The organism is Parabacteroides merdae ATCC 43184 (assembly GCF_025151215.1).
Classification (GTDB): Bacteria; Bacteroidota; Bacteroidia; order Bacteroidales; family Tannerellaceae; genus Parabacteroides; species Parabacteroides merdae.
The window spans coordinates 2028482-2041478 of record NZ_CP102286.1 but is presented as its reverse complement, the minus strand read 5'-3'; the positions used below and the strand labels follow the sequence as shown (position 1 = coordinate 2041478).

The window sequence follows — 12997 nt, the reverse complement described above, 5'->3', positions numbered from 1 at the left end:
CAGGCTTGACCGGACGGAATGATAATAAGTAACTGTAATAAAATATAGATAAACCTACATTTATGATTGAAAATATGACTACTGAACTGACTATGCTCGGAACAGGTAATGCTACCGTTACAAAATGTTATAACACCTGTTTCACGATTAAGACCGGAAAGAACATCTTACTGGTCGACGCCGGAGGTGGCAACGGTATATTGGGACAGTTGGAGAAAGCGGAAATCGCGATAAGCGAGATACATGATATGTTTGTGACACATGCTCATACCGACCATATATTGGGGGCTGTCTGGATGGTCCGTATCGTTATGCAGAAAATGCTGTCCGGACAATATACGGGCACTTTCCGGGTGTATGGACATGATAAGGTGTTGGAAGTGCTGGATTGGATCTGCCGGAAATTGCTGCCGGCAAAGATCGTCGCATTGATCGGGAGCGCAGTCGAGTTTCGTGAGGTGAAGGATGGAGAGACCTTTGAAGCCGGAGGTTTATGCCTGCAATGTTTCGATATCGCATCCACCAAAGAAAAACAGTTCGGATTTCGAACGCAGCTGCCGGACGGACAGTCGTTTGTCTGTCTGGGAGACGAACCTTATAATGTGATAAACCGCTCTTATGTGGAAAATGCGGACTGGCTTTTATGCGAAGCCTTTTGCTTGTATGAGGATCGGGAAGTTTTCCAACCTTATAAGAAGCACCACAGTACGGCATTGGACGCCGGGAGATTGGCTGCGGAATTGGGAGTGAAGAATTTGGTCTTATATCACACCGAAGACCGTAACTTGGATACCCGCAAGCAATCTTATATGCGTGAAGCTGCACAGGCATTCTCCGGAACCGTTTATGTACCGGACGATTTGGAAAGGATTAACATTTGAATAAACACCGGTCGATAGTTGTTCCGAGTGTGGCTGATATTATGCCGGATCTCTGTCGTACGGATTTATATGATTCGCTTTTTGTATAAATAAAAAAAGAGGACTTCAGTCCTCTTTTTAATTATTGCGTTATACTTTATTTTGCAGCAGCATTGATAGCATCCAGAATCTTTTTGGAATTAGCATCGGCTGCGTTCAAAGCGACTGCCTGTTCCAGATAACCTTTTGCTTTTGCCATTTGAGCATCTGCTTTTTTCTTTTCAGCAGCGTATTTGTCTGGATCGGATGTTGCGATCGGGTTGGCATCGGCCAGAATTTTTGCACCTGCATTGTAGAACATAACGCCAAGGCTGTACAGAGCGTTGCCTTTATATTTGGCGTTACTTACAACTAATACGTCTTTGAACAGTTCTTCTGCTTCTTCTGTCTTACCTGCTTTCTGGGCTGCTTGTCCTTTCTTCATGCAATAAGCATACAGAAGTTTTTCGAGGTTTGCGTTTTGGGCATTTGCTTTCAGACCAGCTTCAACTGTTGCTGTAAAATCAGCAGCTTTGTCCTGACTACGCAAAGACATCGCTTTGCCTACATAGGCGTCGTCCGCTTTATAGCCCTTTTGAATGGCCATGTCGTAGAACTTGATGGCATCGTCATACTTTTTGGCATTGTAAGCTGCAAATGCACAGTTAAAGATACGGCTTTCATCTTCATAGTTTGTAAGTTTCAAGTATTCGCTGTACTTTGCTACAACTTCGGGATAGTTTTTTGCAGTCATGGCTGCGTCTCCTTCTTCACGCAGTTTGTCTGCGTTCGCATCTTGTGCGAATAAATTGCCTACACTCAGGCAAAAAGCCAGTAATAAGATAATTTTCTTCATGGTGATTAAATGTAATATTTAAATTAGTTCGACTAAGGTAGTAAGTGTAATGTAAGAGACAAAAGGATTTTATGTTTTTTTAGATTTATAAAGAAAACAAAGGCGACCTTCAGAGCCGCCTTTGTTTTGATCTTACAGGATAGGATTATAAACCTTGCCCGTGGCAATTCTTATATTTCTTACCGCTTCCGCAAGGACAGGGGTCGTTGCGACCTACGCGTTTTTCGGCGCGAACTGGTTCCTGGCGCGGTTGTTGCTGGGCACGTTCTTCCGGATTGTTGTTACCGGAGATATCGGTCTTCTCAGTACGATATTTGCTCATGTCCTGGTGGCGCTCGGCTTCAGCTCTTTGGATAGCGATACGCTGACGGGCAGCCTCTTCCATAGCTGCTTGACGGGCAGCCATAGCCTGCTTTTCTTCTTCGGTCGGTTCTTCGCGAACAGGGATCTGCCCGCGCATCAAGACGGCAGCAGTCTTACGGTTCATCATATCCACCATGTTCTTGAACAGGTTGTAAGACTCTAACTTGTAGATCAACAGGGGATCTTTATTTTCGTAACTGGCGTTTTGTACCGAGTGACGCAGTTCGTCCATTTCACGCAAATGTTCTTTCCAAGCTTCATCGATAGTATGCAGGACGATCGATTTTTGGAATGCTTTCGTGATAGCTTTGCTTTCTGTTTCGTAAGCTTCTTTCAAGTTGCAGGAAACATTATACATACGTTTACCGTCCGTAATAGGGATCATGATGTTTTCATACATCGCACCCTGATGTTCGTAAACTTGTTTGATCACCGGATTGGCAACCTGAGTCATACGTTCCATGCGGCGTTTGAACAGCTGCAACGCTTCATCGAACAGTTTATCGGCCAGCTTGTCGGCTTTGCCGTTCTTGAATTCTTCTTCCGTGAACGGACATTCCATTGCGAAAGTCTTGAACAGTTCCAGCTTGAAACCTTCGTAGTCACCATCGGCATGCTGGTCGACGATTGCAACGGATGTATCATAAATTGTATTTAATACGTCCAGACCGATACGTTCTCCCATCAGAGCATGACGACGGCGGGTATAGATTACGTTACGTTGCGAGTTCATCACATCGTCATATTCCAACAGACGTTTACGAATACCGAAGTTGTTTTCTTCCACCTTCTTCTGAGCACGTTCAACAGATTTGCTCAGCATGCTGTGTTCCAACACTTCACCTTCCTTGAACCCTAATTTGTCCATCAATCCGGCTATCTTTTCAGATGCGAACAGACGCATCAAATCGTCTTCCAGAGAAACAAAGAATACGGAAGAACCCGGGTCACCTTGACGTCCGGCACGACCACGTAACTGACGGTCTACACGGCGGCTTTCGTGACGTTCCGTACCGATGATGGCCAAACCGCCGGCTGCTTTTACTTCCTGCGATAGCTTGATGTCAGTACCACGACCGGCCATGTTGGTGGCGATCGTCACCGTACTGCTCTGTCCGGCAGTCGCTACGATTTCAGCTTCTTTCTGGTGCAATTTCGCGTTCAGGACGTTATGTTTGATCTTACGCATAGTAAGCATACGGCTCAACAATTCGGAGATTTCGACGGATGTCGTACCGACCAGTACCGGACGTCCTGCTTCGGTCAACCGGACGATCTCTTCGATTACGGCGTTATATTTTTCGCGTTTCGTCTTGTAGATGCGGTCGTTCATGTCGTTACGGGCGATCGGGCGGTTTGTCGGGATTACGACAACATCCAGTTTGTAGATGTCCCAGAATTCACCGGCTTCCGTTTCTGCCGTACCGGTCATACCTGACAGCTTGTGATACATGCGGAAGTAGTTCTGCAGGGTGATTGTTGCAAATGTCTGTGTTGCAGCTTCCACTTTCACACGTTCTTTTGCTTCGATAGCCTGATGCAGACCGTCGGAGTAGCGGCGTCCGTCCATGATACGGCCCGTTTGTTCGTCGACGATCATGACCTTGTTGTCCATCACGACATATTCGTCGTCTTTCTCGAACAAAGTGTAAGCCTTCAACAACTGGTTGATCGTATGTACGCGTTCGCTCTTGACGGAATAGTTGGCCAGCAATTCGTCTTTCTTAGCCTGTTTTTCTTCTTCGTTTTGGATATGTTCCAGTTCGGAAAGCTGGGAGGTGATATCCGGCAATACGAAGAATGTCGGATCATCGGTCTTGCCGGTCAGCAAGTCGATACCTTTATCGGTCAATTCGATACTGTTATTTTTTTCGTCGATCACGAAGTACAGTTCGTCTGTCGCTTCATGCATGTGACGCATGTTTTCTGACATGAAATATTCTTCCGTCTTCAACATCTGGGCTTTTACGCCTTGTTCGCTCAGGAATTTGATCAGTGCCTTGTTGCGCGGATATCCTTTGAAAGAACGGTACAGTTGGATAGAACCTTCTTCCACCTCTTTCTGATCGCTGCTTGCCATTTTCTTCTTGGCTTCGATCAGCATCTTGGAACAAAGGTCTTTCTGTGCGTTTACGACTACTTCCACGTTCGGACGGAACTGTTCGAACAGCTGCTCTTCGCCGCGAGGGATCGGACCGGAAATAATCAACGGTGTACGGGCATCGTCGATCAACACGGAGTCGACCTCATCGACGATGGCGTAGTTGTGTTTGCGCTGTACCAGGTCGTTCGGGCTGATCGCCATATTGTCACGCAGATAGTCGAAACCGAATTCGTTGTTCGTACCGAATGTGATGTCGGCATTGTAAGCGGCACGGCGGGCGTCGGAGTTCGGCTGGTGCTTGTCGATACAGTCTACCGACAGTCCGTGGAACATATATAACGGGCCCATCCATTCCGAGTCACGTTTTGACAGGTAGTCGTTCACGGTTACTACGTGTACACCGTTGCGGGTCAATGCGTTCAAGAATACCGGCAGAGTAGCCACCAATGTCTTACCTTCACCGGTCGCCATTTCGGCAATCTTGCCTTTGTGCAGTACGACACCACCGAACAACTGTACGTCGTAGTGGACCATATCCCAGGTGATTTCGTTGCCACCTGCTACCCAATGGTTGTGATAGATGGCCTTGTCGCCGTTGATTTCCACAAAGTCGTATTTGGTAGCCAGGTTACGGTCGAAGTCATTTGCCGTTACTTCGATCGTTTCGTTTTCAGAAAAACGGCGAGCCGTATCTTTCATGATAGAAAAGACTTCTGGAAGTACCTCTTCCAGTACCACTTCCATCTTTTCAGTGATATTCTTTTCGATCTTGTCAACTTCTGCCCAGATCGCTTCACGTTCTTCCAGTTCCTTGTTGTCGATGCCTTTGCGCAGTTCTTCCACTTTAGCGCGTTCATCGGCTACGTAATCCTGGATACGTTGTTTGATTTCATCAGTTTTTGCACGAAGCTCGTCATTCGAGAGCTTTTGGATTGACGGATATACGGCCTTGATCTTGTCCACATACGGGGTGATTTCTTTCAGGTCACGCTGCGACTTATTGCCGAACAGCTTCGTCATAAATTCATTAAATCCCATAACTTATTAAATTGACAATTGACAATTGACAATTGACAATGCAATTGACGATTTCAATTGGATGGTTACTAATTTTATTTGTTTGTATTTGTCAATGGATATTTATTTAGATGGAATTGTCAATTGTCCATTGTCAATTGTCAATTCTCTAAGTGGCAAGCTGAGGGACGCATTGGGTGGCCTGATCCTCAGCACATGGGTTACCGTTGGGGCTACCTCTGTGGCTTTTACTTCGCGGTAGATATGTTCCGGCTTGATACCGTTGCCCATAAATACCAGCGGGGTTATAACTGCATTATTTCGTATTACTTTTACTTTCGCTTTCGGATCGTCGTTGTTGATGGTCCATCCGGGCTGTAACTCGATGATCAGGTCACCACGGCTTGAAAGGTGGGTGCCGTGCAGGTATTTGGAAGTCTTTTCATTCCAGTTGCCCGTACGAAGGACATTCTCGGTTGCAACGAATTGCACGCCGCTGAATTCGCGCAAGAATTCGGCCGCCTTTTCCTGTATGACCGTCAGTTCCAGCTTCGCGTCTTCTATCGCTTTGCGGTTCAGATAGATATGGTTGTTATAGAATCCTTTTACCCAATTCGTATGTTGGCCGTAGATCGCCATCAAGTACATATTGAGTAAGGCGACGCAACGTTTCGGATGGAATTCGCCATTTGTCAGCTGCATGCCGTCAGGATATTCTTCTTCACTCTTATAATATCCTGAACCGGTAAAGACGATCAGCGTGTTGTTCAGTCCGACCTTCTTGTCGATCTTGTCCAACAACTGCTCCAGATCCTTGTCCAACTGATAATAGGTGTCTTGTATCTCGCGGGTGTATTCCTTATGCATATTGCCGCGATAATTGCCTGCATAATAAGTGATGGCAAGCATATCCGGACAGGAACGTGTACCGAAAGCCCCGTATTCGAGGAACTGAAGCGCCAAGCGGTTGATTTCCTTATTGATAAAAGGGGAGGTCTTCAAGTTGAAGAAACACTCGTTTGTATTTTCCTTGAATGTGTATTTGAAAGGAATTTCATCTAACACGTACGGAAATGCATTGAACTTATCCAGTGACAGGGAGGGAGTCCAAGTCATCTGCTCCAAACGTGCCGACAGAGATTCCGGGCCGTTGTTGTAGCGGTCCACATACCAAGGAAGCCCTTTGTAGTAGGTCGTTGTTGCCCATTTGCCGTTGTAATCGTCCATCCAGAAAGCACCGTTTGCCGCATGTCCGGCGGAAAGGATCGCACTTTCGGGGTTGGGAGCAATGGCATATACGTCACTTCTGCCTTTGGAAGCGATTTTCAGTTCGTCTCCGATTGTGGAGCTGATCAGTTTCCGGGGAGAATAATGCTCTTTCGTATAATTGCCGATATAGTCCGGGTCATATAAGACCGAAACTTCCTTTTCCTTGTCAAAATCGTAGATATTCTTTCCCGCTATTCCATTGAAGTTAGGATTGCTTCCGGTGAATAGGGTGGCAAAGGCACTGGCTTCATCTATGTCTGAGAATTCGAACCGTATGTTGTTATACACCAGTCCTTCATTCATCAACCGCTTGAAACCACGCTCGCCGAATGTATTATAAAAGTATTCTATATAATCACCCCGCAATTGATCGACAGTGATGCACACGACCAATTTGGGAGTGCTTTGTTGAGCCTCCAGGTTGGTTGCTGCCAGAATTGCGATGAGCGATGTTAATATTTTTCGTACCCGATGTTCCATATTTTTCTGTAAACGCCATATCCCGAACGGAGCCAAAGGCTCATTACCAACGGGATAAATGCTGTATTTAAATGCTGCGGAATGAAATGCCAGCCAGCCAGCATCAGCGTAAGCGCCGCAAAGTTAATAAAATGATAATAATATGCGGCCTTTCTTAACTTTTTTACTGTAAACAAAATAACAGCTGCTAAGTCAAAAGGTTGTAACCAGATAATATTCCAGTTCGGGCAAACGCATGGATGTGTCGAAACGAAACTCAGGAAAAACAGTACGATTCCTGCTATTCCAGCTGTGAAAAACAAGATGCAATCAACAATCCTGAAATAGGATTTATGTCGCCATTCAACGAATGTGACAGCCAGCACAACCAGGAAAAAGGCCCAACAGCAGACAAGCGGCGTAAAGAAGCCCGTATCCGGTTTTACGTCATCGGTGAGTCCGTTTATCAATGTTTTGGTTGAACTTACCAATTCCTTCCGAGAACCGTCTGCACCGGTAATGGTTGCCGTACCGAACGCTTCTTTCAGGTAGGGCGGTAGGAACATCATTTCATGGGGAGTCGCGATCCGGTCGGTCGGACTGCCAAGTGCCAGGTCACATCCGAACGTAAGCCAGGGTTTGTTGCGCGTACAGTAGTTGATGAGATCGCGGAACGTCTGCTGCTTGAACGGCACGTTATAATCTATTTTTCCACCTGCCAGCTTCTCGATGATGGCAGCGGGTCTCGTCGCACAATTGTCGAAAAAGAAATTATAACGGTATACGCGGTTTTCCGGCCGGTTATTGATCATCAACGCTTCCCATATCCGTGCTTTTCCTGCGGAATCGATATCCAGGATTTGTTCGGTGACTTCGCTTCCCCGCATCTCATATTCGATTAGGAAGTCGCGTGTATATTGCGCTGCCAGTCTGTAATCGGTTTCTCCTTTTGCAAACCGATAGATGAAGTTGGGCTTCGAGAAGTCGAATATCCCGTAATTAAATACGGTATCGAGTTTTTTCGATGCATCTCTTACCCGCAAAGCTGTATGTCCGTAGACCGTGTACACTTCGTCTTCCGATGGCGAAACTGTCAATAGGCTGATCTCGGCATCTTTGCTGAGCAACGGGTATTGCGCCTGAAGCGAGACGGCGGTAAAGAGTAGAAAGAGTAGGAATATATTTTTTTTCATAAACAGAAAGTTATGTGTATGCTGAATTGAATTGCCATTGCTTCTAATTATTAAACTACAAATATACGACAGGCCGGAGGAAAATGTATTGGGAATGTAGATTATTTTAAGAAAAGACAGACATTACAGCGTAAGAGCCATTTTGTAAATCCTTCTATCACTCTATCACTGCGAAGGTTATAGTTATTGATATTCAATCGTTAGAGGCTGTGATACAGGACGTTTTCCTCTATCACTCCTCTATCACTTCTGAAACATATGGAATTTATTATATAATTGATAGCTAATATGTTACCTTCTTTTGCTTTTGAGAAAACATATAAAATAATCGAATAAACAAATGTAAAAACGAATATAATAGGTATTAAATAGGTGAAATACGGTTCTTCATCTCACAAAAGCCCTCTCTTTTTTTAGCAAAGACAAGCACATAATTCCGTAAACACCCCCGTGTTGCCATCCTTTACACCCGGGTGTACCGGCCCTCTACACCCGGGTGTAAAGGATGGCAACATGGGGATGTCTGGCAACTAAAGTACCATGCCGGACAATAAAAACCATCCGGTTTTACCTATTTTATAGCCGTTTTTGCAGAAAATAATAGAGTAATTTGCAGGGATGGGAAACGGGATTTCCGAATTTTGGTGCGGTTGCCCTGGAAGTTCTTTTATATGCTGTGTTAATTTCTTATATTTGTGAACGATTTGGCATGTCTAAGAATGAATACACAAATAAAATCTATTATTCCTAAAAATGAACATCATGAAAAAAATCTCGTTAGCCTTAGCGCTTTGCTGTGCTTCTTTCTATAGCATGGCTGATCAATTGCCGCTTGGGGGATTTAGTTACGGACCGATGGAAGCACCGACCGGTAAAGAGTGGGAGTCGCCTGAGAACCTGGCTCTGAACAAAGAACAACCGCATGCTTATATTTTCCCTTTCCAGGATGTGGAAAGCGCTCGTAAGGTATTACCGGAAAACAGTAAATTTTGGCAGTCTTTGGATGGAGACTGGAAGTTCAATTGGGCGCCTGATCCCGATTCACGGCCGAAAGACTTCTATAAGACGGAGTTTGATGTATCCGGCTGGGATAATATCCCGGTTCCTTCCAGTTGGAATATTTATGGAGTCCAGAAAGACGGTAGCCTGAAATATGGAGTTCCGATCTATGTGAACCAGCCGGTAATCTTCCAGCATAAAGTGGCGGTCGATGACTGGCGCGGAGGTGTGATGCGTACTCCGCCAGCAAACTGGACGACTTACAAGCACCGGAATGAAGTCGGTTCTTTCCGTCGTAATTTCGAGATACCGCAGGATTGGGACGGACGCGAAGTTTTTATCAGTTTCGATGGAGTCGATTCTTTCTTTTATCTCTGGATCAACGGTCAATATGTCGGTTTTTCCAAAAACTCCCGCAATACGGCTAATTTCAACATCACTCCTTACCTCCGTAAAGGGACGAATGTGGTGGCCGCTGAAGTATATCGCAGTTCCGACGGTTCTTTTCTGGAAGCGCAGGATATGTTCCGCCTGCCGGGTATCTTCCGGACGGTCGCTCTGTATTCGGTTCCGAAAGTGTATGTGCGCGATTTGGTGGCGATTCCGGATTTGGATGTGACTTATACGGATGGTTCGCTGGCAATCTCGGCCGATGTATGCAACTTGGATAAAAAGGTTGCGAAGGGATATAAACTGGAATATGCGTTGTATGCCAATGAGTTGTATTCGGATGAAAACGTCAAAGTGGAAAATGTGCTTGTTTCGGCAGCGGTGGATGTGGTAAATCCCGGACAGATACAGACCACGAAAGCTGTCTTGAATGTAAAAGCTCCCCGGAAATGGTCGGCAGAGTTCCCATATCGCTATACGCTGGTTGCAGAGTTGAAGAATGCTAAAGGGAAAGTGGTGGAGACAACCTCTACGATCGTCGGGTTCCGTAAGGTCGAGATCAAGGATACACCGGCTGAAGAAGATGAATTCGGGCTGGCGGGACGTTACTATTATATAAATGGTAAGACTGTCAAGCTGAAAGGCGTGAACCGTCATGAATCGAATCCGGCGGTCGGACATGCCATCACGCGCGATATGATGGAAAAAGAGGTGATGCTGATGAAACGTGCCAATATCAACCATGTGCGTAATTCGCATTATCCGGATGATCCTTACTGGTATTTCTTATGTAATAAATATGGTCTTTATCTGGAAGACGAAGCCAATATCGAGTCGCATGAATATTATTACGGGGCCGCCTCCCTTTCACATCCGGTAGAATGGAAAAAGGCGCATGTCGCACGTGTGATGGAGATGGTTCATGCTAATATCAACAACCCGTCTATCGTGATCTGGTCGTTGGGTAACGAGGCGGGACCTGGTGAAAACTTCGTGGCTGCTTATGATGCGTTGAAGCAGGTGGATAAATCCCGTCCCGTCCAATATGAACGTAATAATGATATAGTGGATATGGGGTCGAACCAGTATCCGTCTATTGGCTGGACGCGTGGTGCGGTGAAAGGTGATTATGATATCAAATACCCGTTCCATATTTCCGAATATGCTCATTCGATGGGGAACGCCTGCGGTAACCTGGTGGATTACTGGGAAGCGATAGAATCGACAAATTTTTTCTGTGGCGGTGCTATCTGGGATTGGGTGGACCAGTCGATGTATAACTATGATAAAAAGACCGGTAAGCGATATCTGGCATACGGTGGGGATTTCGGTGATACTCCGAATGACGGTCAGTTCGTGATGAATGGCATTGTGTTCGGTGATCTGGAACCGAAACCGCAGTATTATGAAGTGAAGAAAGTCTATCAGCATATTGGTGTGAAAGCGGTCGATGTCAGGAAGGGACTTTTTGAGATATTCAATAAATACTATTTTAAGGACCTTTCGGATTATGATATAAGATGGTCGCTTTATGAAGACGGAAAGGAGATTCGATTCGGTTTGGTTAATTCCGGAACGATTCCTGCCCGTGCTAAAGCACAAGTGTCAATACCTATGCCTTTTGACAAGTTGAAGAATGATTCCGAATATTTTGTAAAGGTGCAGTTCCTTCTTAAAGATGATATGCCGTGGGCTGAAAAAGGATTTGTGACGGCGGAGGAACAAATTTTGTTGCAGGAAGCTATGGCGCGTCCTTCCATCAGTGCCGTGACGGCTTCTGCCGGAAAGGTGAAGTTGGATAAATCGGATACTTCGATTAAAACGGTGAGTGGTGACGGTTTCGTTGCTAAGTTCGATATGGAGACGGGTACGATTTACAGCCTGGCCTACGGAGGCAAGACGATTATAGCCGATGGAAATGGTCCGAAGCTCGATGCTTTGCGTGCTTTTACCAATAACGACAACTGGTTCTATTCGCAGTGGTTTGAACACGGCTTGCATAACCTGCAACATCGGGCAACGAATAGTACGGTTTTGGAAAGAAACGACGGTACGGTCGTCTTGGCTTTCACTGTCGAATCGCAGGCGCCGAACGGTGCTAAGATCAAAGGTGGAACCAGTACGGGAAAAAATAGTATAGAGGAACTGACAGATAGGAGATTCGGGGAAAATGATTTCAAGTTTACGACGAATCAAATCTGGACCGTTTATCCTGACGGGTCTGTCGAGTTGCAGTCGAGCATCACTTCTAACCGTCCGAGTCTGGTATTGCCACGCCTAGGATATGTAATGAAAATCCCGCAGCAGTATGCAGACTTCACTTATTACGGACGTGGCCCGATCGATAACTATGCTGACCGCAAGAGCGGACAGTTTATCGAACAGCATAGGAATACGGTGGCTGGCGAGTTTGTGAATTTCCCGAAACCGCAAGATATGGGCAACCACGAGGATGTACGCTGGTGTGCCCTGACCGATCCGGATGGCGAGGGTGCTGTGTTTGTGGCTACCGACCGTTTGTCTGTATCGGCTCTTCAATATTCTGCGTTGGATTTGATTCTGGCTTCTCATCCCTACCAGTTGCCGGTTGCAGGGGATACGTATCTGCATTTGGATGCGGCTGTGACCGGGTTGGGTGGTAACAGTTGCGGACAAGGCGGACCGTTGGAACAGGATCGCGTCTTTGCCGGACATCATGACATGGGCTTTATAATCCGTCCTGCCGGAAAAGATGTAACCGTTACGGCAAATGTTGCACCCGCCGGAGAAATGCCGTTGACAATCATGCGTAATCGCGCCGGATCCGTTGAGCTCTCATCGGCTCGTAAAGACGCTGTGATTTGCTATACGGCCGACGGGAAAGGAAAAGCGAAGGAATATTCGGAAGCCATACCGTTCCGCAATGGTGGTACCGTAAAAGCCTGGTTTAAAGATAATCCGAAAATCAATGCAACGGCTTCTTTCAGCAAGATCGAGAGTATTCAGACGGAAGTGGTCTATACAAGCAGCGAAGAGTCCGGTTACGGAGATGCCAAGAACCTGACGGATGGTGATCCGAATACGATCTGGCATACGATGTTTTCCGTTACCGTTGCCAAATATCCGCATTGGGTGGATTTGGATGCAGGGGAAGTAAAACAGATTAAAGGTTTTTCATTCCTTCCCCGGCAGGACGGATCGAATGGTCATGTCAAGGATTATTCGATTAGTGTCAGCCTGGATGGTAAAAACTGGGGTGAACCGGTCTTGAAAGGTACTTTTGAAAATAACCAGAAGGAAAAGAAAGTGCTGTTCGATCAGCCGGTCAAAGCCCGCTATATCCGTTTTACAGCATTGAGCGAGCAGCGCGGACAGGATTTTGCATCGGGTGCTGAATTGGTGATTCTGGCTGATTAATTGAACTTTATATTATGTGATGGAACAGGAGAGGAAGTCATTCCTTTCCTGT

6 protein-coding genes are annotated in these 12997 nt (G+C 46.0%); 2 read left to right on the top strand and 4 right to left on the bottom strand.

Annotated elements, in window-relative coordinates:
- Positions 1 to 62: 62 nt before the first annotated feature.
- Complete coding sequence (locus NQ542_RS08490; protein ID WP_005636337.1) at positions 63 to 881, top strand: MBL fold metallo-hydrolase; 819 nt, start codon at positions 63 to 65, stop codon at positions 879 to 881.
- A 136-nt stretch (positions 882 to 1017) separates the two neighbouring features.
- Here the strand turns inward: NQ542_RS08490 and NQ542_RS08485 are convergent, their stop codons facing one another.
- The 4 genes from NQ542_RS08485 to NQ542_RS08470 all read right to left on the bottom strand — a co-directional run bounded on the left by NQ542_RS08485 (position 1018) and on the right by NQ542_RS08470 (position 8160).
- Positions 1018 to 1755, bottom strand: coding sequence for a tetratricopeptide repeat protein (locus NQ542_RS08485; RefSeq protein ID WP_005636339.1), 738 nt, complete (start codon positions 1753 to 1755; stop codon positions 1018 to 1020).
- A 145-nt stretch (positions 1756 to 1900) separates the two neighbouring features.
- Positions 1901 to 5260, bottom strand: a complete 3360-nt coding sequence (gene secA / locus NQ542_RS08480) for a preprotein translocase subunit SecA (RefSeq protein WP_005636340.1) — start codon at positions 5258 to 5260, stop codon at positions 1901 to 1903.
- A 102-nt stretch (positions 5261 to 5362) separates the two neighbouring features.
- The gene (locus NQ542_RS08475) at positions 5363 to 6988 is read right to left on the bottom strand and encodes an alkaline phosphatase family protein (RefSeq protein WP_005636341.1); all 1626 of its coding nucleotides are present in this window, start codon (positions 6986 to 6988) and stop codon (positions 5363 to 5365) included.
- Entirely contained in the window at positions 6961 to 8160 is a 1200-nt protein-coding gene (locus NQ542_RS08470; protein WP_005636342.1) for a lipoprotein N-acyltransferase Lnb domain-containing protein, read from the bottom strand. Before NQ542_RS08470 ends, NQ542_RS08475 begins: the two co-directional genes overlap by 28 nt.
- A 762-nt stretch (positions 8161 to 8922) precedes the next feature.
- Here NQ542_RS08470 and NQ542_RS08465 point away from each other — a divergent pair.
- Entirely contained in the window at positions 8923 to 12945 is a 4023-nt protein-coding gene (locus NQ542_RS08465) for a glycoside hydrolase family 2 TIM barrel-domain containing protein (protein WP_039849871.1), read from the top strand.
- Positions 12946 to 12997 lie beyond the last annotated feature (52 nt).